This is a genomic window from Pedobacter nutrimenti (assembly GCF_032678445.1).
GTDB classification, from domain to species: Bacteria; Bacteroidota; Bacteroidia; order Sphingobacteriales; family Sphingobacteriaceae; genus Pedobacter; species Pedobacter nutrimenti_A.
Genome location: NZ_JAVTSQ010000017.1, coordinates 78,348 through 102,645, shown reverse-complemented (window position 1 = coordinate 102,645; position 24,298 = coordinate 78,348). Strand labels below are relative to the sequence as shown.

The 24,298-nt window shown below is 40.3% G+C and carries 22 protein-coding genes; 11 read left to right on the top strand and 11 right to left on the bottom strand.

Going from position 1 to position 24,298, the window contains the following annotated elements; genetic code table 11:
* Window positions 1-160 precede the first annotated feature (160 nt).
* From R2S08_RS25715 to R2S08_RS25705, 3 genes are read left to right on the top strand one after another with little or no spacing between them, the layout of a single operon-like run.
* Entirely contained in the window at window positions 161-3,532 is a 3,372-nt protein-coding gene (locus R2S08_RS25715; RefSeq protein ID WP_316837810.1) for a TonB-dependent receptor, read from the top strand.
* 10 nt (window positions 3,533-3,542) lie between these two features.
* A complete protein-coding gene (locus R2S08_RS25710) occupies window positions 3,543-5,321 on the top strand; it encodes a RagB/SusD family nutrient uptake outer membrane protein (RefSeq protein WP_316837809.1) in 1,779 nt (592 codons plus the stop codon).
* 37 nt (window positions 5,322-5,358) lie between these two features.
* A complete protein-coding gene (locus tag R2S08_RS25705) occupies window positions 5,359-6,057 on the top strand; it encodes a DUF3823 domain-containing protein (RefSeq protein WP_316837808.1) in 699 nt (232 codons plus the stop codon).
* A gap of 128 nt (window positions 6,058-6,185) precedes the next feature.
* On the opposite strand, the gene R2S08_RS25700 is transcribed toward R2S08_RS25705, so the two are convergent.
* Window positions 6,186-6,638 carry an Lrp/AsnC family transcriptional regulator gene (locus tag R2S08_RS25700; protein ID WP_133783040.1) on the bottom strand — a complete coding sequence of 151 codons (453 nt, stop codon included), beginning with the start codon at window positions 6,636-6,638 and terminating at the stop codon, window positions 6,186-6,188.
* 144 nt (window positions 6,639-6,782) lie between these two features.
* On the opposite strand from R2S08_RS25700, the gene rocD reads away from it, so the two are divergent.
* Together rocD and R2S08_RS25690 are read left to right on the top strand one after the other, a co-directional pair.
* Window positions 6,783-8,042, top strand: a complete 1,260-nt coding sequence (gene rocD, locus R2S08_RS25695; RefSeq protein ID WP_316837807.1) for an ornithine--oxo-acid transaminase — start codon at window positions 6,783-6,785, stop codon at window positions 8,040-8,042.
* The gene (locus R2S08_RS25690) at window positions 8,042-8,992 is read left to right on the top strand and encodes an arginase (RefSeq protein WP_316837806.1); all 951 of its coding nucleotides are present in this window, start codon (window positions 8,042-8,044) and stop codon (window positions 8,990-8,992) included. The genes rocD and R2S08_RS25690 overlap by 1 nt, the downstream gene beginning before the upstream one ends.
* 13 nt (window positions 8,993-9,005) lie before the next feature.
* On the opposite strand, the gene R2S08_RS25685 is transcribed toward R2S08_RS25690, so the two are convergent.
* The 7 genes from R2S08_RS25685 to R2S08_RS25655 all read right to left on the bottom strand — a co-directional run bounded on the left by R2S08_RS25685 (window position 9,006) and on the right by R2S08_RS25655 (window position 14,545).
* The gene (locus tag R2S08_RS25685) at window positions 9,006-9,671 is read right to left on the bottom strand and encodes a cytochrome b/b6 domain-containing protein (RefSeq protein ID WP_316837805.1); all 666 of its coding nucleotides are present in this window, start codon (window positions 9,669-9,671) and stop codon (window positions 9,006-9,008) included.
* A gap of 7 nt (window positions 9,672-9,678) precedes the next feature.
* Window positions 9,679-10,899, bottom strand: a complete 1,221-nt coding sequence (locus tag R2S08_RS25680; protein ID WP_316837804.1) for a DUF3570 domain-containing protein — start codon at window positions 10,897-10,899, stop codon at window positions 9,679-9,681.
* Between the two features lie 8 nt (window positions 10,900-10,907).
* Entirely contained in the window at window positions 10,908-11,138 is a 231-nt protein-coding gene (locus R2S08_RS25675) for a DUF4266 domain-containing protein (protein WP_316837803.1), read from the bottom strand.
* A 1-nt stretch (window position 11,139) separates the two neighbouring features.
* Window positions 11,140-12,072 (bottom strand): FAD:protein FMN transferase, encoded by a 933-nt coding sequence (locus R2S08_RS25670; RefSeq protein ID WP_316837802.1) that lies wholly within the window; start codon window positions 12,070-12,072, stop codon window positions 11,140-11,142.
* 10 nt (window positions 12,073-12,082) lie between these two features.
* Window positions 12,083-12,505, bottom strand: coding sequence for a thioredoxin family protein (locus tag R2S08_RS25665; protein WP_316837801.1), 423 nt, complete (start codon window positions 12,503-12,505; stop codon window positions 12,083-12,085).
* A 91-nt stretch (window positions 12,506-12,596) separates the two neighbouring features.
* The gene (locus tag R2S08_RS25660) at window positions 12,597-13,871 is read right to left on the bottom strand and encodes a HAMP domain-containing sensor histidine kinase (RefSeq protein ID WP_316837800.1); all 1,275 of its coding nucleotides are present in this window, start codon (window positions 13,869-13,871) and stop codon (window positions 12,597-12,599) included.
* Entirely contained in the window at window positions 13,868-14,545 is a 678-nt protein-coding gene (locus R2S08_RS25655) for a response regulator transcription factor (RefSeq protein WP_133783060.1), read from the bottom strand. Before R2S08_RS25655 ends, R2S08_RS25660 begins: the two co-directional genes overlap by 4 nt.
* A gap of 173 nt (window positions 14,546-14,718) precedes the next feature.
* On the opposite strand from R2S08_RS25655, the gene R2S08_RS25650 reads away from it, so the two are divergent.
* Entirely contained in the window at window positions 14,719-15,495 is a 777-nt protein-coding gene (locus R2S08_RS25650) for a DNA-formamidopyrimidine glycosylase family protein (protein ID WP_316837799.1), read from the top strand.
* Window positions 15,496-15,568: 73 nt separating this feature from the next.
* Here the strand turns inward: R2S08_RS25650 and R2S08_RS25645 are convergent, their stop codons facing one another.
* Both R2S08_RS25645 and R2S08_RS25640 read right to left on the bottom strand, forming a co-directional pair.
* Entirely contained in the window at window positions 15,569-16,363 is a 795-nt protein-coding gene (locus R2S08_RS25645; RefSeq protein WP_316837798.1) for an alpha/beta hydrolase, read from the bottom strand.
* A 103-nt stretch (window positions 16,364-16,466) separates the two neighbouring features.
* Entirely contained in the window at window positions 16,467-17,315 is an 849-nt protein-coding gene (locus tag R2S08_RS25640; RefSeq protein ID WP_316837797.1) for an AraC family transcriptional regulator, read from the bottom strand.
* 164 nt (window positions 17,316-17,479) lie between these two features.
* Here R2S08_RS25640 and metN point away from each other — a divergent pair, with 164 nt between their 5' ends.
* From metN to R2S08_RS25620, 4 genes are all read left to right on the top strand, one after another.
* Window positions 17,480-18,511, top strand: a complete 1,032-nt coding sequence (metN, locus tag R2S08_RS25635) for a methionine ABC transporter ATP-binding protein MetN (RefSeq protein WP_316837796.1) — start codon at window positions 17,480-17,482, stop codon at window positions 18,509-18,511.
* Between the two features lie 4 nt (window positions 18,512-18,515).
* On the top strand, window positions 18,516-19,160 hold the full coding sequence (gene metI / locus R2S08_RS25630; RefSeq protein ID WP_410479539.1) for a methionine ABC transporter permease MetI: 645 nt from the start codon (window positions 18,516-18,518) through the stop codon (window positions 19,158-19,160).
* Between the two features lie 19 nt (window positions 19,161-19,179).
* Window positions 19,180-20,001, top strand: coding sequence for a methionine ABC transporter substrate-binding lipoprotein MetQ (gene metQ, locus R2S08_RS25625; protein WP_316837794.1), 822 nt, complete (start codon window positions 19,180-19,182; stop codon window positions 19,999-20,001).
* Window positions 20,002-20,140: 139 nt separating this feature from the next.
* Complete coding sequence (locus R2S08_RS25620; RefSeq protein WP_316837793.1) at window positions 20,141-22,513, top strand: ABC transporter permease; 2,373 nt, start codon at window positions 20,141-20,143, stop codon at window positions 22,511-22,513.
* A 280-nt stretch (window positions 22,514-22,793) separates the two neighbouring features.
* Here R2S08_RS25620 and R2S08_RS25615 read toward each other — a convergent pair whose 3' ends face one another.
* Window positions 22,794-23,609: an enoyl-ACP reductase gene (locus tag R2S08_RS25615; RefSeq protein WP_133783081.1), complete on the bottom strand. Its 816-nt coding sequence runs from the start codon at window positions 23,607-23,609 to the stop codon at window positions 22,794-22,796.
* 222 nt (window positions 23,610-23,831) lie between these two features.
* Here R2S08_RS25615 and R2S08_RS25610 point away from each other — a divergent pair, with 222 nt between their 5' ends.
* A complete protein-coding gene (locus R2S08_RS25610) occupies window positions 23,832-24,281 on the top strand; it encodes an SRPBCC family protein (protein WP_133783083.1) in 450 nt (149 codons plus the stop codon).
* Window positions 24,282-24,298: the final 17 nt, after the last annotated feature.

Below are 24,298 nucleotides of genomic sequence, written 5' to 3'. Positions count from 1 at the left end.
ATTGATTTGAGCTGACCTACCTGTTTTTGTTTGAGCTCGAACAGGTTAATTATTGTTGTGACATATACTTATCAACCCAAACCGTACAAAATTAATGAAAATTTTCTCATTCTATCGGGGTATGCCATTCCTATGGCTACCACCTAAGTTACTAAAGGTTATGAAGCTAACCCTTCTATTATTATTAATTGCACTTACGCAAGTACATGCAAAGGTTTTCAGTCAGAAAATCACACTGAATGGAAAGAATATACCTCTATGCAAAGCATTGGAATCCATCAAAAAGCAAAGCGGGTTTCTGGTACTTTACCAGGACCAGGTGATGGAAAAGGCAAGTCCTGTAACGATCAATAAGAAAGATGTCTCCATACAGGAAGCATTGGACGATTGTTTCTCGAACCAATCTCTGACTTATCAAATTCTGGAGAAAACGATTCTTGTAAAAAGTAAACCCATTTTAGAAATCAACAGAGAGCGGGGGAAAGCTCATTCTAATATTGCTATAAAAGGTGTAATTATTGATGAAGACAACAAGCCGCTGCCTGGTGCTAGTGTAAGAGTGAAGGGCACGAGTTTATCTGCTGTTTCGAATTTAAATGGCGAGTTCTCTTTGAGCAATGTACCAGAGGATGCAATCCTCGTTGTTTCTTTTATAGGTTATTCCAATAAAGAAATTCCTGTTAAGGAGAACCTTGGTTTTATTCAACTCTTACCCACTAATTCGATTTTAAATGATGTTGTTGTGGTTGGATATGGTACCCAAAAGAGATTAAGTGTTACAGGATCCATATCACAGGTCAAAGGGACGGAACTGGCAAAAGCACCGGTAGCAAACATCACCAATTCGCTGGTGGGCAGGTTACCGGGTTTAAGGGCTATTCAAAATAGCGGAGAACCAGGTAAAGATGGGAGCACAATAGATATCAGAGGCTTTGGTGATGCACTTGTTATTGTGGATGGGGTGCCGTCTGATTTTTCTCAGATAGATGCGAACGAAATTGAGAATTTCTCTATTTTAAAAGATGCATCTGCCGCCGTATATGGTGTGCGTGCTGCCAATGGGGTCATATTGGTGACCACAAAAAAAGGAATGCTTGGAAAACCCAGGATCAATTATAGTTCCTATTATGGTTTACAAAATAATGCGACAAAATATCCTGAATTGGCAAATGCGGGCATATTTGCAGAGTTAAGTAATGAGGGCGCTGTAAATGCCTGGGTTAAAAATAATAATCCTGCAGCTGCTTTGTCACTTCCTTTTACCAGGGAGCAGGTAGATCAGTATAAAAATGGAACATTATCGTCTTACGACTGGTTTAATTCTACTGTCCGTAAAAATGCCCCTCAATATTATCAGAATCTTAATGTTGATGGCGGAACCGAAGATGTGAAATACTTTTTTAATATTGGTTATTTAAATCAGGATGCCATATGGAAAAGCAATTCAACCAGATTTAAACGGTATAACTTTCGGAGCAACGTGAGCGCAAAGATCAATAAGCGTCTTACTGCTGAGCTCAACCTGAGCGGGCGTTTGGGAGATCTTCAAACACCGGGTGTATCCTCTTCTTTGATCATGGCCACCATAAAAAGAGAAAGTCCTGTTTTTCCTATATATGCCAATGACAATACCAACTATTTGGCACCATCAAATGTGCAGCAGAATTCTCTTGCCCAAACGGATAGTAAGATATCCGGATATGGTTCAGACCGTACTAAATTTTTCTCGGGCATAGCCAGATTAACTTACGATTTGCCCTGGATTGATGGATTGAGTGCCAAAGCGACTTATTCTTATCAAAATACGGATGCGAGTTCTAAAAGCTATATCAAGAAATACAATTTATATAAGTACAATACAGCTACCAAAGCCTATGATATAGACTATACCGCAAATGATCCGAGTAATTTAAATGTGAAGGATGATCATAAGGATGATCAGGCCTTTCAGCTTTCGTTGAACTACGCTAAAACTTTCAATACGAAGCACCATGTTTCTGGCTTATTGTTATTTGAAAGGACGGAGACGAATACATCTTATCTGTCGGCTTATAAGGAGTTTCTTTTAGATAATCTTGATGAGTTGTTTGCCGGTGTACCCAATAATCAGAGCAATGATGGGAGTTCTGCCCAAATTGCGCGAGAAGGATATGTTGGAAAATTTAATTATGATTATTCTGGCAAATATTTGGTAGAGCTGGGCTTTCGGTATGATGGTACTTATAAGGTAGCACCCGATCACCGTTTTGGATTCTTTCCGAATGTATCCATTGGTTGGCGCATTAATGAAGAGAATTTCCTGAAGAATAATACAACCATAGATAACCTAAAGCTTAGGGCCTCATTTGGAAAAGTAGGTGATGATGGGGGAGATGATGCAGGTGCAGCTAATTACATTATTCCATTTCGTTATATACCAGGTTACAATTATCCAAATGATAGTTATGTGTTTGGAAGTCAGGCAATACCAGGTTTGACAACCAGTGGCTTGACAAATCCTCTGCTTACGTGGTATACTTCTTACACCAGCAATCTGGGTTTGGATGTTTCTTTGTGGAAAGGATTGTTAGGTGCTTCGGTAGATGTTTTTTATCGTAAAAGAACCGGACTGCTTGCTACTCGTGTTTTAAGCTTGCCAAATACTTTTGGTGCCAGTTTACCACAAGAAAACCTTAATGGTGATAATACCAGGGGATTTGAAATTGAACTTACTCATAAAAATACGATTGGTAAATGGCAGTACAGCATTTCTCCAAACCTAACGTTTACCCGTACTAAGAATGGCTATTTAGAGCAAAGTCCGCAAACCAGTTCTTTAGGGAATTATCAAGGTAATATGACTGATCGCTGGACGAACATCAGCAGAGGATATGTAGCAATTGGTCAATTCCAGTCTCAGCAGGAAATTAATACTGCTCCTGTGCAGGATGCCCAGGCAAACAAAACATTATTGCCGGGGGATATACGCTATAAGGATTTGAACGGCGATGGAGTTATAGACTCCCGGGATCAAACTGTTATAGGAAGAGGTGCTACGCCTGAAATATTTTTTGGTCTTAACCTAAATGTGAATTATAAAGGTTTTGATCTTTCTGTATTGCTGCAGGGTGCTTCGAATTTTAACAGAAATTACAGCGAAGAATTACAAAATCCATTTTTTAATGGCGCCAATACCTTGGCTATGTTTACCGATCGCTGGCACAGACAGGACTTGTATGATCCCAACAGTCCATGGATTCCAGGAAAATATCCTTCAACCATTATTTCAGGCTCTCCGAATAATGGACTTTATTCTACTTTTTGGCTCCAGGATGCTACTTATCTAAGGATAAAAAACATCGATCTGGGATACACGTTTCCAAAAAATATAATTCAAAAAGTTGGTATGCGTACCGCTAGAATTTATGTCTCAGGTCAGAATGTTTTCACCTTAAGTAAGGTGAAGTTCATAGATCCTGAACAACCAAGTGGGAGAGGTAACTTTTACCCTCAGCAAAAATTATGGTCATTGGGCTTAAATGTTGGTTTTTAATCAAAATAGTATGAAAAGAATTAAAATATATAGTGTGTTTTTGATGCTGTTGCTGATTGGCATGGTGTCATGCAAGAAGGATTTTTTGGACAGACAGCCTAAAAATCTGGTTTCGGAAGATGTTGCTTATAGCAGTGTAAGTGGTGTTACAGCGTTAACTGTTACGCTTTATAATGATATGCCTACCGAAGATTTTAATTACACAGTAAGTGATGAAGCTGGTTTTCCATCTACCACTACAGATGAAGCGGTACGCACTTATGTTTGGGGGGGAATTAACAATGCAATTGTGGGAAACTGGTATGGTGATTGGGATTACTCCCGGATCAGGAGAGTGAATGATTTTATAGAAAAAATACCAAATGCATCGATAGACAATGCTTCAAAAAAGAGATTTCTTGCTGAGGCAAGATTTATTAGGGCCTTTGAGTATTTTGCTTTAGTAAAACGTTACGGTGGTGTTCCTTTAGTGACTAAGGTACAGGTCTACAAAACAGGCGATGATGTTTCCAGTTTGGTTGTTCCACGTAATAAAGAGCAGGAAATTTATGATTTTATTTCTACGGAGCTGGATGCCGCTGGTACAGACTTACCCGAAGATTATAGTGATGATCCAGCCAATACATTTAGGGTAAATAAATACAGTGCGCTTGCTTTAAAATGCAGAGCAATGCTTTATGCTGCCTCGAGCGCTAAATACGGGTTTTTACAGCTAAATGGACTGGTGGGTATCAATGCAGGCCTGGCCGGTTCTTACTGGCAAAAGGCAATGGATGCTGCTGACCTGATCATTAAATCAAAAAAATATGCCTTGTACGATGCTAACCCAAATAAAGCACTTAATTTTCAGCAGTTATTTCTGACTTCTGGTAATTCTGAGGCCATTTTAACGAAATCTTTTTTATCACCTGATAAAGCCCATAGTTTTGATTTTTATAATGCTCCGCAAAGTTTTAAAATAGATTATGGCTGCGCCACCAATCCTACCCTGGAAATGGTTGAAGAATTTGAATACACAGATGGCTCTCCAGGTACCCTTAAGGTGAATGATGGTGCTGGAAATCCCATCTTCTACAACAAACCTGCTGATTTATTTAAAGATAAAGATCCCCGGATGTTTGCATCGATTTTAACGCCTTTTGACTCCTGGCAGGGGGGCGTTATTGAAGTAAGAAGAGGGGTAATTGATAATGGAGTAAAGCATACTTCTGAGAGTTTGAGTGCAGTTTATCCGGCTGGCGGCATTTTTAACATTGTTGGAAAGGATGGTCCGTTGACAACAAGTGATCCTACTAAAACCGGATTTTATATTAAAAAATTCATGGATCCGGTTAATCGTGTTCCGTATGGTCGTTCTACTACGCCCTGGATGGTCTTTCGTTATGGTGAAGTACTTTTAAATTATGCAGAAGCTGCATTTGAACTCGGTAACACCGGGGTTGCTATGGATGCCATTAATCAAATCAGAGAGAGAGCAGGTATAGCACTTTTAAGTTCAATTACCCTGGATAAAATCAGGCATGAAAGAAAGGTGGAGCTTGCTTTTGAAAATCACCGGCTATGGGATCTACGCAGATGGCATATTGCAAGTACTGTGCTGAATAATACGCAATTTCATGCATTGTATCCTTGGATCATGTGGCAAAATGGTGTAGATCCAGGTACAATGAAATATACTTTCGAAAAGGCGGTGGCTCCAAAACTTACGCGCACTTTCCCTGAAAAATTATATTTGGAGCCTTTGCCGCAGCAGAACCCGCCATATATTCAGAATCCAGGTTATCAATAAATGACAGTAATTAAACGATTATAAAATCAAGTTTATCATGATGAAGCAACTATTCATATGTTTTTCCTTTTTGCTGATAATGTTAATCAGCGCTTGTAAAAAGGACAATTATAAATCTCCTGATGCAGAACTTTCAGGTAATATCATAGATATCACAACTGGAAAAAACGTGCCCCAGCAAACAAATGTCGGCGGTGGATATCTGCAACTTTTTCAAACAGATTACCCCAAACCCTCGGCTATTCAAACAGCGCTTCACACCGATGGAAGTTATATGCATAGCTTTCTTTTTAATGGTAGTTATAAGATTGTTCCTACCGGGCCTTTCTTTTATTTGGATACATTGAATGTAAAAGTGAATGGCTCAACTAAAATTGATATTAAGGTGGTTCCATACCTTACGATAACTTGCGCGTTGCTGAGTAAAACAAGTACAAGTATTACGGTGAGGGTAAATGTTGCACAACCAGCTCAGAGCACGCAAAAAATTGCCAGGGTATTGGCTGTAGCGGCTCCTTTTAATACGGTTGACGTGAATAATTATACGAGTAACAGGGGTTTAACCAATACGGAAGCATTGGATAATGCTACTATAGTAAACACAAGCTACGATTATACGATCTCCCAATTGAAGCCGGCTACACATTATTATGTACGTGGGGGTGGCAGGACAATAAATGCGGGTAGTTATTACAACTATTCATCTATGCTGGAGGTTACAACAAATTCTCAATAAGCTGTTTTTGTATCTGGTTTGGCTTTTGCCAAACCAGTACTGTTAAATGCTGCTTATGTGGTGGATAGGTAGGGGGAATTATCAAACGTTTGCGCAATGATTTCAATCGGTAATGGCCAAATGGAGGATTACAAAATAATGTTCCTTCTAAATGCGCAGCCCAGTTCAATAATAGAATCTGTTTTGGCAATACCTGGTATATTATCTATTTTTTCGTAGAGCACTTGTCTCATGTGTTCATGGTTTTTGGCGATAATTTTTAAGTAAAGGGTATAGGTACCTGTAATGTAATAACACTCTGTTACCTCTGGTATTTTCTTTAATTCTTCAATGATACGGTTTGAATCGTGGTCTTTTTCGAGCGTAATGCCAGTAAAGGCTCCCCAGTCATAACCGATTTTTTTCTCATTTAAAACCGGCTTGATGCCGGTTAATATGCCTTGTTCGGTTAATCTGGAGATTCTTTGATGGACCATGGTGTTCGATATACCAAGTGCGCTTGCGATAGCGGAATAGGCCATTCGTCCATCTTGTTCAAGTTGTTTTAAAATTTGAATATCAAATTCATCTAGGTGATCCATTCTTTGTTTAGATTATGTTTTTTCTTAATGATGGTATTTTAAGTTAAATATGTTTTTTTATTGGTTTTAAAAGTCAAATTTTATTTTTTATCCTTAAAAATAATAAATAATATTATCTTCGCGACAACCAAATAACAAATAGCAATGAGATTTTCAGCGAATTTAACTAAAAGCGAAGAGCTAATAGAAAAAGAAAACAGATATGGTGCGCATAACTACCATCCTTTACCTGTAGTACTGGAAAGAGGGGAAGGTGTTTTTTTATGGGATGTGGAAGGTGAGAAATATTATGATTTTCTTTCGGCCTATTCTGCCGTTAATCAAGGGCACTGTCATCCAAGAATTATACAAGCATTGGTGCGTCAGTCGGAAAAACTAACGCTGACTTCCCGTGCTTTTTATAACGATCAACTGGGTGCTTTTGAGGAGTTTATTTGTAAGTTGTTCGGTTTTGAAAAGGCGCTGATTATGAACTCGGGGGTAGAAGCTGTAGAGAGTGCGATGAAATTGTGCCGGAAATGGGCGTACCAGGTGAAGGGTATTCCAACCAATCAGGCCAAAATAGTTTTTGCCAGGGGAAATTTTCATGGCAGGACGATATCGGTTATCTCGGCTTCTGATGACGAGAGTGCGACAAAAGATTTTGGGCCTTTTGTAGGGGGGATAGTTCATGTTCCCTATAATGATGTGGATGCTTTTGAAACGCTTTTAAAGGCTGATCAAAACATAGCGGGTTTCATTGTGGAGCCTATTCAGGGAGAAGCTGGTGTTGTTGTTCCGGATAGTGATTATCTGGTTCGCATCAAAGCGCTTTGTAAAGCCTACAATGTACTGTTCATAGCGGATGAGATTCAAACGGGGATTGCCCGCACAGGCAGTATGCTGGCTTCCTATGATATACATGCTGATAATGAAGACAGTAAACCAGATGTTTTAATATTAGGAAAAGCAATTTCGGGTGGGGTATTGCCTGTATCGGCGGTTTTGGCCAATGATGAGGTGATGCTGACGATAAAACCGGGCGAACATGGGTCTACTTATGGGGGAAACCCGCTGGCATGTGCTGTGGCGCTGGAGGCTTTGCAGGTTGTTATTGATGAAGAACTGGCTGAAAATGCCCAGGTACTTGGTGAGCTGTTTCGCAAAGGGCTTGAGGGTATTGCCAAAAGAACAGGCGTTATTGAACTGGTTAGGGGCAAAGGTTTACTGAATGCCATTGTGATCAATTGTACGGAAGAGTCTGATCTGGCCTGGGATATTTGCGTTAAATTTAAAGAGAAAGGCTTGCTGGCTAAACCTACCCAGGGCAACAAGATCCGTTTGGCTCCTCCTTTGGTAATTACGGCGGAACAGATCAAGGAATGTTTGCTGATTATTGAGGAAGTTCTGTTGGATTTTGCGTAATGAGGAAAAGAATTCGGCTTATTAAAAACAGGTCTGATATTGGCGCGGGTACGCGGGGATCTGACATGGGGATAGATGCGATTGAAATTGCAGCTATTAATAAAGGCAGTGAGTATTTTAATAATTTCCCTTTTGTTGATGTGGAGACGCATAATGAAACGATTTATAATAAAGACAGGAATTCCTTTGCCAAAAGAATTGAACATGTGGTGCAGCAATGTACCCGGGTTGCCAAAACGGTAGAGCATACTTTAACAGAAGGGGAGTTTCCAATCGTATTCTCCGGAGATCATTCTTCTGCTTTGGGTACCATCAGTGGAATCAAGGCTGCTTATCCGGACAGTACGCTTGGTGTGGTTTGGATAGATGCTCATGCGGATCTGCATTCGCCTTACACCTCTCCGTCTGGAAATATACATGGTATGCCTTTGGCTGCTGCTCTGGGCAATGATAATTTGAATTGTCAGGTCAATGATGTTGCAGGGGAAACCTTGGTTTTATGGGAGAATTTAAAAACAATTGGTACCGCGGAAGCGAAACTGAAACCCGATCATTTGATTTATTTCGGCGTTAGGGATACAGAGGAAGCAGAGGATATTCAGATGCAGCATCTGGGCATTAAGAATTACAAGGTGGAGGAAGTGCGTTTTAGAGGATTACACGCGTGCGTGGAAGAGGCTTTGGAGAAACTCTCTGCTTGTGATCTGATTTATATCTCTTTTGATGTGGACAGTATGGATTGTGATTTGATCTCTTATGGAACGGGAACACCGGTAGCTAAAGGTTTTGATGAGCAGGAAATTATTACGATTCTGAATAAAATTATAAGCACTCAAAAGGTGGTGTGTTTTGAAGTGGTGGAGGTTAATCCTTTGCTGGACAATAAAGGAAACAAAATGGCTGAATGTGCTTTTGAGATATTGGAAGAGATCACTGAAGGTATAGGGTAATTCAGATGAATGTTTAACCTCCGTTGATCATATCGGATACAATGCCTTTGTTTTGCTTTCTTTCGGCAAGGAACACACCGATGATGTGCACAGCTATAAATGCGAGGATGAGGTACATACAAAAGCCATGAAAGCTTTTTATACTATGACTTGTTGCTTTACTGATGCCCAGTTCCTGGTCAAAAGCCATAGAGAGGCCTGTTAAAACCATAATGGCCAGCAATGCATAAAAGATAAAATATAAGGATTTGACGGTAAGGTCATGTAAGGCTGAATTGGACTTTTTACTTTTTTTAATGTAATCCTGGTAAGCGGTTTTAAGTCTGCCGAAGAAGTGCTGGTCTTTAGGCTGGAAAAATTCGGCAATCAACCGGAAAAGAAATATGGCTGCCAGGGCATAACCGAAATAAATATGGAGGTCCCAGATTTTATCTTCCATTCCATGGGCTACATTTTTAGCTTGCTGCGCGGTAACTGTTGCGCCTGATTGCTGCAATTGTGTTTGCACATAGGTGGTGTTGCTCTTTACATCGAAAATGGTTGAATTTAATGCTACAGTGAGCAGGGATCCGCAAATGATGATCAGGTTTAACCAATGCCAAAGCCTAACAGATCTGCTGTATTTTTTGATTGCAGCCGGGCTGTCTATATTTCTTCTTTGAGGTTCGATGGTTGCCATTTTGATTTTACTTTACCTTTAAATTTAACGTTATAATGTTAGAAACCAAACCGGTAGATCTGTTATAATGCCCGTATCTTAATTCTAACATATTGAGATGTTGCCATCCAAATACACCATGAGGTGGGGCAAGACGTATGCCTGCGCCATAAAAATCGCTGTTTAGGGTAGACAGGTCATAGTCGCTGGTGAAATAGGCGGCCGATGGATCATGCTGACCATAAGGGGCAAAATACCGTGTGCCGGTCTGTGTATTGTAACGGTAAAAGGGACTTACGGAAATAAATGGAGTGAGTTTTACAGGTACTTCCAGTTCGGCTGTGTGTGCTCTTATGCCCCAGTTGTCCATGAAATATCGGTAATAGGTTCTGATGATGATCTGATCACTGGCAAAGTAATTTAGTCTGGCGGCTATAGGTAGTTTATAACGCTTATCTGGCAGTGTCTCTGCTCTAAGTGATCCATCTGTAAAATAGTCCCGCTGATATCTGGTGGCCAGCAGGCCTTGCTGATAGGCGGGTTCAAGAATGATCAGTGCTTGTAGTTTTTGATTGATGACCTGCGATAGTGAAAAAGAGGCACTGAACGAGTTTCGTGGACTTGAGCCTTCGCTTCTGGATTCTCTGCCATTGCCAAGACTGGCTGCAGGTCTGAGTTCTATCGGTAAAATGACCTTCCAGGTGTCTAAAAAGGCCTGTAGTTTGAAATCGAACTGGGTGTTTTTGTCTTTAGACAGGCGGGTTAGATTAAAACCAGCACCCACAGATTTATAGTCGTATTCTGTAGAAAGCGATCCGGTGAAACCAAAGGAATTTCCTGTCTTTTCATTGCTGCGTGTCCAGTTTAAGGATGGGTAAATCCGTGTATCGGCCATGGAGGCAGAAGATATGGTACTTGGGTCGATCTTATCGGAAGAAGCTGAGGTATAATGATCTACGCCCAGTTCAAATAAAAAGGTGTTTTTCTTTCCTGCTTTATTGTAATTAGACATTTGCAAATCAATTGTATTTGCAAAATCGGTTAGTTTTTCTGTTCCTATCCCTCCTGTAACGGCAGAATTGTTTCCATTCTGGTGGTAATAGGCCGATACCAGGTTGACCTCATCAATTTTGAGTTTCCGGTTTTGGTAATTGCTCGTATCGGAAGGAGCGGGTTTAATTTTAATTTGTCCCTGGGCACCCAGAACCCCCAGGAACAGCATGAGTACATGCAGATAAATCTTTCTCATGATTTTATTTAGTTACAACCACAACCACCACCACTTTTGCCACCATTGGCACCTGAACCGCCTTCGCGGTATAACTGGAAACTTTGTTCAAACTTTTGGGCCGTTCGGGAAGATAAAGTCATTTCGGCATCATTCAGTTTATTTTTCTGATAAGGCTTTACGGTTGCACATGCACTGAGCAGGCAGAGGGCAACGAAGCCTGTGCGTAGCCGTACTGAAATTGGAATGGACATTTTCATATCATCGTTTTACATTAATATTCTTGGAGGTATAGAGTTGATCTTGGTCATCGATAATGATGCAGGCTACCTGCCGCAATTGATTGATCATATCCAGGCCGACTTGTGCACCCATGACGATTACAGGTGTAGCCAGTGCATCGGCCAGTTCGGCACTGGGGCATAGGATGCTGACGCTTTTAATTCCACTAACGGGTAAGCCCGTTTTCGGATCAATGGTATGTGAATATCTGCGACCATTAATGGTGGCATATTTTTCATAATTACCGGATGTGGCAATGGCCATATTGCTGATGTTCAGTGCGGAGAAGGGGCGGTCGCTCTGATCGGGATCGGCAATGCCTATGGTCCATGGTCTGCCATCCGGCTGGTTTCCCCAGGTGATCAGGTCGCCGGCTGCATTTACTATTCCATGTTCAATCCCGATGTTTTGTAAGGCTTGTTTGGCTTTATCGGCAGCATAACCTTTTCCGATCCCACCAAATCCAATGCGCATACCCTCATGTTTCAACATTACGGTGCGGTTTTGAGTGTCTATAATGACATTCTGATAGTTGATCAGGCTTACCGATTGCAAGGCGGTTTCAAAATCGGGTAGGGAAGTCATGTTCACATCAAAGTTCCAAAGGCTTTTATCAATCGAACCGTAGCTGATGTCGAAGGCACCCTGGGTAATGTCTGATATTTTTTGTGCACGCTGGATAAGGTCAATCACTTCCTGATCAACCTGTACTGGCTTTATACCGGCATACTGGTTGATGAGGCTGGTTTGACTGGTGTTTTTGAAGGTACTCAATAATTCTTCGATCCGTTGTACTTCGGCTATGGCTGTATCAATGGCTTTTTCGCCTGCAGTTTGATCGTCTGCAATGACGGTAAACTCAAAGCGGTTTCCCATGAGTTTTAAAACACGGTTATAAGTTGCCTGTGCCATGGTTGCTTCGTTAATTGGTATTCAGGTCCTGTACAAATTTTTCGGGGCTTTCATTAGGGTAACCATCCCAGGATTTTAAGACTTTGCCCTTTTCATCTACCAATAGGGTGTAGGGAAATTTACCATCAGGGTTATATTGCTCTGCCAGTGCTTCATTTAGTTTAACCTGGGCAGCAGATAATTGATTTTTCTTTTGACGCGGAAAGTCTGCCTGGACCAACACCAGATGGTCTTTTGCGTAACTTTCAAAAGCATCGGATCCCAGGATCTCTTTTCTTAGACGTATGCATGGACCGCACCAATCTGATCCGGAGAAATTGATCAGGATCTGTTTATGTGAGGTTTGTGCTTCTAGTTGGGCCTCTTTGAAATTGCTGTGCCAGATTAAAGAAGCTGGCAGGAGGCCAAGCAGTGTTATGAATAATGATTTCATCTTCCTGGATATTAAATGATGAATCTAATATCAACGGCAATTCTGAAGACATTATGAAGTTCTTTGTTAAAAAAGGTTAAAATATAGCTATCTAAGGTTTATTTTTGGTTTTGTTAAAGATGATTGTAAACTGGTGGTAGTCTTGTTGATAGCGGTAAGTTAGTTTGTGGTTTTGTCTTAGACATACCTGTTTTAAAATGGCGAGTCCAAGCCCAGTGCCTTCAGAAGCGTTGTCTTTATAAAATCTTTCAAAAATTTTCACAGGATGTAGCGCACTCTGGGTACCGGTATTGGAAAATGCAAGACTATCTTCCGTTAATGTAATCAGAATAGAGCCGCCGTCGTGATTGTGCCGTATGGCATTGCTAAAAAGGTTATTAATTAATATTTCCGTTAAATAATAGTTTGCGTAAATAACTGATGCTACAAGCTCTGTTTTTACGATTAGATTTCTCTTTTGAATGAGTTCGAGGAAGTAGTTTAGCTTTTCATTAATTAAGGCCTTAAGGTCAATTTCTTCTTTATCCTGAAGTTGATTGTTGTCAATTTTAACCAGGAGAAGTAAGGATTGGTTCAACTTGGTTAATTTTGAGGTGGCTTTATACAAATCATCCAGAATTTCACTTTCTTCTTTACCTAAAGTATTGGATTGAAGCATCGTGTCGAGTTTGGAGTTGATTACTGCAAGTGGCGTCATCATTTCATGAGAGGCATTTTCGGTAAACAGCTTGATCTCCTTGTAATCTGATTTGACCTTAAGCGAAACATTAAGGACGGCCTTATTCAATTCTTTGAATTCTTCAATATTGGTTTGAATGGGTTCAAATACCTTTTCCTGGTTAATATTAAATGCTTTAATATTGGCTAACAACTGGCGAAATGGTAACCACATCCTTTTGATCAGGATTCTGTTGACCAGCCATAAGATCAACAACAACACAATTACCGGTAGTAAGATGATGAGAATGATACTTTTGATTTCTTCCTGACGTTCAAATTTTGATGCGATGATCATGATCTCGTAGGGTTGCCCGTTTAAGAGCAGTTCTGTTTTCAGGTACCTTGCTGTTTCATGATGTCTTTTTTTGGGATTATAGAAATTTGTATCTGCAAATATTTTGCGCTTATCAGCGAGTTTGTGTATTTTTTTATAGTCTACAATGACATCATCATAACCATCAGGTGAGGGTAGAATATTCTTGACGTGTGCAAAGTCCTGTACTTCGAGAAGTTCCTCGTACAAATGATCGTCAATTTGTTTATTGATGTACTGACCCAGCATTTGGTAAAAGAGAAAGCCAATAACCAGCAATCCTGTGAGGGTAATGACGGATAAGATCCTGTTATAGCTGGTGAATAATTTCATTTATCCGTAAATTTATAGCCTATTCCATATACAGATTGGAAATAGTCTTTGCATCCTGAATCTGTTAATTTTTTTCTTACATTTTTGATGTGGGTATAAATAAAATCGAAACTGTCGGCCATATCGGCATCATCCCCCCAGATGTGTACGATAGCTGCAGCTTTAGAAATCACTTTATTTTTGTTGGCAACGAAATACAATAGCAGATCGAACTCCTTTTTTGTCAAATAGACGGGCTTGCCATGAACCTTCATTTCCATTGCAGTGGTGTCAATTTCTATTTCATTGAAATGAAAAATACTGTTGCCATTGAAGTGCCGACGTCTTACTATGGATTGTATCCTGGCATAAAGTTCTGACAAATGGAAAGGTTTGATGAGGTAGTCATCGGCACCGAGGCTTAATCCTTCAATTTTCTGGTCTAAAGAATTGCGGGCGGAGATAATCAATACCCCGTCTGTTTTATTGATCTTTTTCAGGTACTTTAAGAGCAGAAGACCTTCTCCGTCTGGCAGAGTTAAGTCCAGCAGAACGCAATCATAGTCGTAAATGGATAGTTTTTGATACCCTTGTTCATAATTCGAGGCAGAGTCGCAAATATTTCCTTCAGATGTTAAATACTGATGGATGCTTCTGCGTAAACTTTCTTCATCTTCTATTATCAGTAATTTCATACGTAAATATGATATTAAATTCTGAAGACTTTTTGAAGTTTTTTGGCAGATTGGAACTATAGTGATTTGTCTTAAGTTGATTTAGATCAATACTGAATTGTCTAAAGATTGAAAAAAAGCGTTAAACACCTGTACCTTTAAATGGATAATTACCTAATGCCCGATCCTTAGTTATGTTAGAATTACCTTATTTAGAGATTTTTGCTGAAAATTTTGATAAAAAATTTAGAAACAAAATATTGCAAAAAGTAGAGATCAGCTCTAAAAAAAGCATTAATGTTTCTATAGCAGGATTGAAGGAAAGCCTGGAGGGCCAAGAGTTAAAAATTGTATTTCGCAGAGGTTTGACTTTATGCCTTCAATTTAAGAACCATACGGTCTTGGAAATGCATGTAACATCACGGGCAGAATTGTTGGTTTTAGAAGGAGAAGAGGCTTCTCCTGGGTTATTAGATCTGCATTTCAGCGGAGGCCAGATTATTTCTGTAAGAGATCCCTTGAAGCGAAGTACTTTTTTCTTAAATCCTGTTCAGATCAGTAGTACGGATGTATTGAGTAAGGAAATGACTGTAGAATATCTGAAAGATGTATTCCTGAATAATACCAGACAAATCAGAGATGTTCTTTTGGATCAAAATGTGATTGGGGGATTAGATGAAGCCTATGCTGATGAAATTCTCTGGTACGCGGAAATCTCTCCTTTTTCAATTGCGGGTAGCATCCCCCTGGAAGAAGTAAAAGTGCTCAGAAGAACAATGAAATATGTTTTGCTCGATGCAATTAAACAAATCAAAAAAGTAAACTTTGGTGCTGTTCATTTCGTGAAACCTGATCTGTTGATGATTCATCATGCAGAGAAAAAGAAGAGTCCTACGGGGCAAAATATTCGGGTAAAAGCGGCAGCTGGTACCAGAATATATTATACGGATGAGCAAAAGCTTTATGTGTAGATTTTTGGATCGGTAAGTGCTGATCATAGTAAACCCCTCTGAAGTATAATCAGAAGGGTTTTTGTTGGTTGGGCTATTTTTTTGCTGAATTTTCTTTTGCTGCTTCGATGATCACACTGGCAACTTTTTCTGGTTGCGACATGAATATCACGTGGCTGCCTTTTACCTCTGTTACTTTGGTATGAGAACGTTTGTACATGGCGTGCTGGATTTCTGGTGCAATACTTTTGTCTTCTGTAGCAATTAAACCGTATGCAGGTTTATCTCTCCATGCTGCATGGGTTATAGGGGTTGTAAATCCTTTTGCATAGAATGCTCCCTGAGAGGCATACATGAAATCGGCTTCTTCTTTACTGATATCGGCACAAAAGCCTTTGTGAAATTTTGCTTGATCGTAGTAAACTATTCCTTTCTCATCTGGAGGAAGGACGCCGTTTTCTGGAGCAGGAGGAGCGGTTTGAAGCCATTGCAAAGCGGACTCTCCATTATCGGGCTGAAAAGCTGCAATATAAACGAGGGCTGCTACTTTGGGGTGATTTCCTGCCTCTGTAATCACTGCTCCGCCCCAGGAATGTCCGGCAAGGATGACCGGGCCGTCTTGTTTATCCAGAACAACCTTGGTTGCATTGACATCATCCTCAAGGGAAGTCAAGGGATTTTGTACTACGGTTACATGGTATCCTTTTTTAGTTAATTCGGTGTAAAGTGCTTTGTATCCGGAACCGTCGGCAAAGGCTCCGTGAACCAATACTACGTTTTTAATTTCCTGAGCATTTGCTCCATGAACTGAACCTGTTACAGAAGCTATTGTTAGCGCTGTAGCTAATAAACCATTTTTGATGTTTCTTTTTACGTTTTGAGTTTTCATGTTTTTGGCGTCGATTTTTTTGTTCATATCAACGATACAAAGGTGGCATGAAATGTAGGCTCAGGTAATAGAGAGAATTCCCAATGGATTGTAATTTTTTCCCTTATGCTATACTTTTTCTGTTTCTGAATCCAATTGGGGAATAGGAAGTGTGCTTTTTGAAGAAATTGCAGAAATAGGCGGGATCTTCAAATCCTAATTCGTAGGTGATTTCTTTTGCAGATTTATCGGTATAATACAAAAGCCGCTTTGCTTCGATAATGATACGTTCCTGAATGATTTGAATGGGTGTTTTCTGATTGAAGATGGCGAAGAGATTAGACAGCGTTTTGGGAGACCTGTTGAGTTGCCGGGCATAAAAATTAACGGAATGCTCATTGTGAAAATTGCCTTCGACCAGCAGGTTGAATTTACGGATGATATGGAATCTGTCGTTGTGTAATTTAGGATCCGGGAGGTATTCGGATTTGGCCAATTGCGTTACGGTTATAATCAATCTCTTTAACAACATGACAAGCATATCATTTTGTACATTGTCGGAGGTGTTCATTTCGGAAATAAACATATTGTGGAGCAACAACATTTTTTGATGTGCAGCTTCATTTACATTGATAAAGAAATTGCGGCCTATTCCAAATAGAAATCCAACACAGCTGACTTCCGAATCATGATCGATGATACAGTAGAATTCGCGGTTGAATTGCCAGGCCACCAGATCTGAAGTCTGTTCAAAAAAGAAAGACTGGTTAAACATCAGGGGCAAGATGGTCTGTGAAGGGAAGTCAATTTCTTCTCCATCTATAGTAACGACTTGCTGCCCGCCACGGTTCCAAACGATGGTGAAGTATTTGTTGTCGCGATCCCTGCTATAGAAAAGACGATCAAAATATTGCTCTTCACTCAGGAGGAGTAAGTGGCCGCCAGAATTTGGATCAGTGAGGAATAGTTTCATCTTTAAAGTAAAAATAGAGAATATTTATAAAAAACAGGTTATGCATTGCAGGGTGGTAACTCCATGTCTTTTAAAAACTATAATATCTATAGATTTTAAATATATTTGCAGGGCCAATGTTTTTTGGCCAATGTTTTTTGGCCAATGGTTTTGTATAATTTTAAATGATAAGGCTAAATAATATAACCAAGACATTTGTTCTTCGGGACCGATCTGTTACAGCGCTTTCAGGAGTTTCGATACATGTACCCCGGGGTAAAATATTCGGAGTAATAGGTGCGTCTGGAGCTGGTAAAAGTACGCTGATCAGGTGCGCAAATCTGCTTGAACAGCCTACGTCGGGAGAAGTGTTTATTGATGGAAAAAACCTGATGGAACTTTCCAGGTCTGCTTTGGCAAATGAACGCAGGCATATAGGGATGATTTTTCAACACTTTAACCTGCTCTCCTCGAGAACGGTTTATCAAAATGTTGCTTTTCCACTTGAACTGGAAGGTGCCTCAAAAGCGAAAATCAAGGAGAGGGTTTTCGAATTGTTAAACTTTGTGGGGCTGGAGGATAAGCATGCGGATTATCCGGCAAGTCTTTCAGGTGGACAAAAACAGCGGGTGGCTATTGCCAGGACGCTTGCTGCGAGCCCAAAGGTATTGCTCTGTGATGAGGCAACCAGCGCGCTTGATCCGGAGACAACCACCTCCATTTTGAAGCTTTTGAAGGATACCAATGAGAAATTTGGCATTACGATATTACTGATTACGCATGAAATGCAGGTGGTAAAGGCGATCTGTGATGAGGTAGCGATCATCAGTCAGGGAGTGCTGGTAGAACAGGGTACGGTAAGCGAGATGTTTTCTCATCCCAAGAGCGATCTTGCAAAGAAATTCATTTCCTCTTCTATTAAAGTAACGCTGCCCAGCGCATATGCGGAACGCATCCAAATCAATGCATCTGGATCTGGTAACCCGGTTATCAAGCTCAGTTTCAATGGTGATTCTGCCGATAGCGCCGTGCTTTCGGAGGCTGCAGCGTTGTTTGGTGTGAGTAACAACATCATCACCGCTCAGATAGAACATGCTGCCGGAATCAAATTCGGAACTATCCTTGTAGAGGCTCATGGAAAGAAGGAAGATCATGAACGTGCGATCGCTTATTATAAAACCTTAAATATTGGCGTGGAGGTGCTTGGCTATGTCTGAATCTATGATCAGGCTCTTAATGAGCGGTACACTCGAGACCATTGTGATGACTTTTGTTTCTGGCTTCTTTGGTTTTGTTATAGGCCTGCCGACAGGTATATTGCTTTTTATTACCCGAAAGGGGCAGATTCTCGAACATCCTTTTTTAAACAGGCTTCTTGCGGTTCTTGTAAATATTTTCCGTTCCATTCCGTTTATTATTTTAATTGTCTGGATGATTCCGTTTACCAGAGCTTTGGTTGGAACTTCAATTGGCGTAAAAGCGGCACTTGTTCCTTTGAGTATAGGGGCTGCACCCTTTATTGCAAGGATGATAGAGAATAGCTTGCTGGAGATTCCCTATGGACTTATCGAAGCTGCCAGGGCCCTGGGCGCGAGACCGATGCAGATTATCCGTAAGGTGCTTCTTCCCGAAGCCTTACCGGCGATTATCAACAGTGCATCGATTACCCTGATCACTCTTGTTGGTTATTCTGCTATGGGTGGTGCTGTTGGTGCCGGCGGACTTGGGCAGATCGGTTATCAATATGGTTATATTGGTTATAATGTTCTGGTAATGAATACTGTGTTGGTATTGCTGGTTGTTATTGTATTCCTGATTCAGTTTAGTGGCGATCGCCTTTCAAAATATTTTGATCACAGAAAATAAAAGTATAAAATCTAATAAAATGAATTCCACTTTCAAAAAATACTTAAAGCCAGCGCTGATATTATCCATAGCTTTTCTTGGGGCCTGCAGTGGCGGGGCTAAAAAAAATGATCCTAACCATATTATAGTCGGGGTTGAATCTGGTCCGGAATATACTATTGCACAGGTTGCTCAGAAGGTGGCCAAGGAAAAATATAATCTTAATGTTGAACTGGTGCAGTTTAATGATTATGTAATGCCCAATGAGGCCCTTAATCAAGGCGATATTGATGTTAATGCCTTTCAGAATAAACCTTATCTGGATGTACAGGCAAAGCAACGGGGCTACAAATTTGCTATAGTGGGAAATACTTTTGTTTATCCAATTGCCGGTTATTCCAGAAAGATCAAAAGCCTTAAGGAGCTTGAAAACGAGAGTACAGTGATTATTCCGAACGACCCAACCAATAGTGGCCGATCATTACTGCTGCTTCAAACAGCCGGTCTTATTAAGCTCAAAGCAGGTGTTGGTCTTTTGCCAACCCTTAACGATGTGGAAGATAATCCTAAACACTTAAAAATCCTTGAACTCGAGGCACCACAGCTTCCAAGGTCTCTGGATGATGCAAATGTATCCATAGCGATTATTAATAACACTTTTGCTGCGCCTATTGGCCTGGTATCTACAAGAGATGGTCTTTTTATAGAGGACAGCAAATCGCCTTATGTAAATGCAATTGTTGCCCGGGAAGATAATAAAGATGAGGATAAGGTGAAGCGTTTTGTTAAGGCTTATCAATCTAACGAAGTTGAAGAAGCTGCGAAGGTAGCCTTTAAGGGAAGCGCCATAAAAGGTTGGTAACTGCAGGATTGTACGGGAATGTACGGGGACCGTTCGATAATGAACGGTTTTTGTTGATGGTTTTATTTTAAAGTTCTGTATATTAGTGTTTTGTGGTTTTTGTGGCTCTTGGCACAAACTTGGTGAATCACTTATTGCTATGTTCAGACTCAATTTAAAAATCGCCTTGCGTAATCTCTGGAGAAATAAGACTTCTTCGGTTATTAATATTATTGGTCTGGCAGTTGGTTTATCTGCCTGCTTGCTATTGCTTTTATATGTCAATTACGAAATGAATTTTGATCGTCAATTTAAGGAGGCGGACAAAATCTATCAGGTGATGACCAATTTCCAGGATGCGACCGGAAAGATTACCAGGACGGGAGAATCACCAGGAAATGGAATTGCAATGGCTATTAAAGCTAAAGTACCAGAAGTGGATGTGATTACCCGCATTGCCGGTGGCAATGAGTCGCTAATTGCTAATAAGGAAAACGGCTTTAAAAAAGTTGATCTTTTTGCTGATCCGGAGATTCTGAAAATATTTAACTATGAATTTATAACTGGCAATCCGGATGTTGCACTAAATACACCAAATGCTATTATCCTTACTGAGGGTACTGCGAAGCTATTATTTGGCACTACTGATATATTAAACAGAACTGTAACGTATGCAAACCATGTTGATCTTAGGGTAACCGGCGTGATTAAGGACCAGCCCGCTAACTCTTCACTCAGATTTGATTATTTGATGCCATGGTCCTTTTATGAAAATATAGATGATGAGGCTAGACATCCTGGCTGGGGAAATTTCAGTTTCCTGGCAATTGCTAAGGTAAACGACGCGACTAAGCTTGATCTGATTAACTCCAAGGTTAAAAAACTATTTAATGAAACCTATACAGACCAAAGAAATGAAAACTTCTTATTCCCTTTTTCAGATTTACATTTGCACGGCGAATTTTTAAATGGGAAGAGTGTAGGTGGTGAGATTGAGCGTATCTATCTGTTTATTGCACTTGCCTTTGGTATTTTGCTGATCGCCTGTATCAATTTTATGAACATGGCTACTGCTAAATCAGAACGCAGGGCCAAAGAAGTGGGAATTAAAAAAACGATTGGTGCAACCAGAGGTTCACTAGTTACACAGTTTCTAACCGAAGCCATGGTGCTTACTGCTGTTGCTGTGCTGATTGCTGTAGCTATTGTTGAGGCTACTTTACCAATGTTCAATAACCTGCTTGGTCTGGAAATCATGATCCAATACTCCAATGCAGGCTATTGGCTGGGCATATTGTCGGTAGCATTGCTGACCGGTATTTTGGCGGGTATTTATCCTGCAGTATTCCTTTCTTCCTTTAATCCCATTCAGACTCTAAAAAAGAAAACAGCAAGGGCAAAGGCTGTTCCCATCAACCTGAGACAGGTACTTGTGGTAACGCAGTTTTGTTTTGCCATTATGCTGATCATTTCTACGCTGGTTATTTATAAGCAAATACAGTTTATAAAGAACAGGCCTGTAGGTTATAGCATCAATTTACTTGCGGAGATGCCTCAAAACGGAGAATTGTTTGGAAAATTTGAATTGTTTAAAGACTTGGCATTAAAGACAGGTGCGGTTACTTCGGTAAACCAGGCATCGCGTAGTATGACTCATGTGAACAATTGGTTTTATGGATTTAAATGGCCGGGAATGGATAAACAGGGCGAGGAGATTGTATTTAACCGACTCGAAACGCAGTATGATCTTGTGAAGACAAACGGTGTGCAAATGCTGGCCGGGCGTGATTTTTCTAAGGACTTTGCATCAGATACGGCTGCTATTTTACTGAGTGGCACTGCTGTGAAAATGATGAAACTGAAAGATCCTGTTGGCAAGATGGTAACGCTTTTTGACAACAAACTAAAGGTAATTGGTGTGTTCAAAGATTTTTTATGGGATTCGCCCTATCGCTCTGGACGACCTATGGTTATTAATTTCAGTAAAAACAATGGCGGCACTATCAATATGCGGTTAAATCCAGCCAATAGTTTGAGTAAAAACGTGGAGCTGATCTCGGCTGTTGCCAAAAGTATAAATCCGAGCTACCCTGTTGAAATTAAGTTTGTGAATGATCTGTATACTGCAAAGCTGCAGTCGGAAAAGATTCTGGGTGTATTGGCCAATCTGTTTGGTGGGATAGCGATCCTGATCTCTTGCATGGGGCTTTATGGTTTGGTGGCTTATAGTGCAGAGCAGCGTACCAAAGAGTTTGGTGTACGCCGTGTATTGGGGGCTTCCGTTGGCAATATCATGGAACTCCTTTCTCTTTCTTTTCTGAAAATGGTGTTTTTTGCGGCCTGTATTGGTGTGCCTTTGGCCTATTATCTAATGGATAAATGGCTCACTAATTTTGAATTCAGGACAACTGTGTCTTTGTCAATTATATTGGCCGCTATAGCAGGGACTGCAGTTGTTGCATTTTTGACGGTTGGTTTTCAGGCTTACAAGGCTGCAAAAGCCAATCCGGTTGAGGCGCTGAAGTACGAATAAGGATTTTTATGGATGAGATTTAATGGCGTTGCTATCCGTTTTCAATGAAACAGTTATCACCAGTTTAGTTCTGTGTTTTTTGGAATGGCAGCACTTAAAACAAGGGGGCTCGCATTACCTATTGGACTTCATACAGCCTGGAATTTTGTACAATGGTTCTTAGGCTAGTAGAGTTAGGGGGATGGTTGAGCTATATTGTGGTGATGATGTTAGGTATCTGCTTTTTAATGTTTTGGAAAAGCCTTTGCAATAGGTTGACTGTTGCAAAGGCTTAACTAATTTATTCTTCCAGACCCATTTTTTTCATCACGATGTCACTTACTCCGGTTGAGGAATATCCGCCGTCGTGGAATAGGTTCTGCATAGTTACCATACGGGTTAAATCTGAAAACAGGGTGATGCAGTAATCTGCACATGATTCTGCATCTGCATTGCCTAATGGTGCTATAGCATCAGCATAATCAAAGAAATCACCAAATCCTTTAATACCTGTACCAGCCGAGGTTTTTGTTGGCGACTGGGAAACTGTATTGATACGTACTTTTTTCTCTAAACCATAGTGGTAGCCAAAACTACGTGCGATAGACTCGAGCATAGCCTTGATATCAGCCATATCGGTATAGAAAGGGTAGGTGCGTTGTGCAGCCATATAGGTAAGGGCTACAACACTACCGCCTTCATTAATGGCGTCTAGTTTTTTAGCAACAGCCAGCATTTTATGGAAAGATAAAGCTGAAACATCAATTCCTTTCATAAAATAGTCGTAGTTTGATTCTGTATAAGGAATCTTTTTACGGATGTTTACGCTCATGCCTATAGAGTGCAGTACAAAATCTATTTTACCGCCTAAGATTTCTTGTGATTGGGTAAACAGGTTGGTTAGCTCATCAACACTGGTTGCATCTGCAGGAATAATCTGTGATCCGGTTTTTTCTGCTAAAGCATTGATCTCTCCCATGCGCATGGCAATCGGAGCATTGGTTAATACAAATGAAGCACCTTCTTCGTGCGCTTTTTCAGCAACTTTCCATGCAATGGAGTTTTGATCTAATGCGCCGGTAATGATACCGCGTTTCCCTTTTAATAGATTATACATATTATATCTGTTTTAAAATGAGCCAAAGGTAGTATTTTTCTTTTTGGTCGCAAATAGCCCGTTAAATTGTCTTATTTGGCCTCTGTCAAAATCGGATTTTCCTTACATCTTTGTAATGCTGAGGTTAATCATAAAAAATTAAGCAGCAAAATGGAGCAGAAACCAATTAAAACGGGCGAAACCGAAAAGCCATACGAGTAGGAAAATAGAAAAATGAATTTTATGTCAGACAATAGTGTTTCTTTACACAGGGTTCTTAAAGCGGCTCCGGAAAAGGTATACCGCGCATTTACTGAAGCCCTTGCAATTGCCTCATGGTTGCCTCCATATGGCTTTCTTTGTACCGTCCATGAAATGAAAGTAGAGAAAGGTGGTTCTTTTAGAATGTCTTTTCTGAATTTTTCAACTGGTCATGGTCATTCATTCGGTGGACAATATCTTGAATTGAAACCTAACGAGTTTCTGAAATACACTGATAAATTTGATGACCCTAATCTTCCTGGAGAAATGATTACTTCTGTTTCGCTTCGGAAAACAATGGTGGGTACAGAAATTAAAATCACACAGGAAAATATTCCTTCAGTTATCCCTGCGGAAATGTGCTACTTAGGCTGGCAGGAATCGCTGGAGAAGTTGGCTAAGCTGGTTGAGCCTGAGATACCAGATGCCTGATTGAATAAACAGTTATA

Bases quoted from the DNA above. Each gene is read 5' to 3' on its own strand.
- R2S08_RS25715 (WP_316837810.1), top strand. From the start codon at position 161: ATGAAGCTAACCCTTCTATTATTATTAATTGCACTTACGCAAGTACAT.
- R2S08_RS25710 (WP_316837809.1), top strand. From the start codon at position 3,543: ATGAAAAGAATTAAAATATATAGTGTGTTTTTGATGCTGTTGCTGATT.
- R2S08_RS25705 (WP_316837808.1), top strand. From the start codon at position 5,359: ATGATGAAGCAACTATTCATATGTTTTTCCTTTTTGCTGATAATGTTA.
- R2S08_RS25700 (WP_133783040.1), bottom strand. From the start codon at position 6,638: ATGGATCACCTAGATGAATTTGATATTCAAATTTTAAAACAACTTGAA.
- rocD (WP_316837807.1), top strand. From the start codon at position 6,783: ATGAGATTTTCAGCGAATTTAACTAAAAGCGAAGAGCTAATAGAAAAA.
- R2S08_RS25690 (WP_316837806.1), top strand. From the start codon at position 8,042: ATGAGGAAAAGAATTCGGCTTATTAAAAACAGGTCTGATATTGGCGCG.
- R2S08_RS25685 (WP_316837805.1), bottom strand. From the start codon at position 9,671: ATGGCAACCATCGAACCTCAAAGAAGAAATATAGACAGCCCGGCTGCA.
- R2S08_RS25680 (WP_316837804.1), bottom strand. From the start codon at position 10,899: ATGAGAAAGATTTATCTGCATGTACTCATGCTGTTCCTGGGGGTTCTG.
- R2S08_RS25675 (WP_316837803.1), bottom strand. From the start codon at position 11,138: ATGAAAATGTCCATTCCAATTTCAGTACGGCTACGCACAGGCTTCGTT.
- R2S08_RS25670 (WP_316837802.1), bottom strand. From the start codon at position 12,072: ATGGCACAGGCAACTTATAACCGTGTTTTAAAACTCATGGGAAACCGC.
- R2S08_RS25665 (WP_316837801.1), bottom strand. From the start codon at position 12,505: ATGAAATCATTATTCATAACACTGCTTGGCCTCCTGCCAGCTTCTTTA.
- R2S08_RS25660 (WP_316837800.1), bottom strand. From the start codon at position 13,871: ATGAAATTATTCACCAGCTATAACAGGATCTTATCCGTCATTACCCTC.
- R2S08_RS25655 (WP_133783060.1), bottom strand. From the start codon at position 14,545: ATGAAATTACTGATAATAGAAGATGAAGAAAGTTTACGCAGAAGCATC.
- R2S08_RS25650 (WP_316837799.1), top strand. From the start codon at position 14,719: ATGTTAGAATTACCTTATTTAGAGATTTTTGCTGAAAATTTTGATAAA.
- R2S08_RS25645 (WP_316837798.1), bottom strand. From the start codon at position 16,363: ATGAAAACTCAAAACGTAAAAAGAAACATCAAAAATGGTTTATTAGCT.
- R2S08_RS25640 (WP_316837797.1), bottom strand. From the start codon at position 17,315: ATGAAACTATTCCTCACTGATCCAAATTCTGGCGGCCACTTACTCCTC.
- metN (WP_316837796.1), top strand. From the start codon at position 17,480: ATGATAAGGCTAAATAATATAACCAAGACATTTGTTCTTCGGGACCGA.
- metI (WP_410479539.1), top strand. From the start codon at position 18,516: ATGATCAGGCTCTTAATGAGCGGTACACTCGAGACCATTGTGATGACT.
- metQ (WP_316837794.1), top strand. From the start codon at position 19,180: ATGAATTCCACTTTCAAAAAATACTTAAAGCCAGCGCTGATATTATCC.
- R2S08_RS25620 (WP_316837793.1), top strand. From the start codon at position 20,141: ATGTTCAGACTCAATTTAAAAATCGCCTTGCGTAATCTCTGGAGAAAT.
- R2S08_RS25615 (WP_133783081.1), bottom strand. From the start codon at position 23,609: ATGTATAATCTATTAAAAGGGAAACGCGGTATCATTACCGGCGCATTA.
- R2S08_RS25610 (WP_133783083.1), top strand. From the start codon at position 23,832: ATGTCAGACAATAGTGTTTCTTTACACAGGGTTCTTAAAGCGGCTCCG.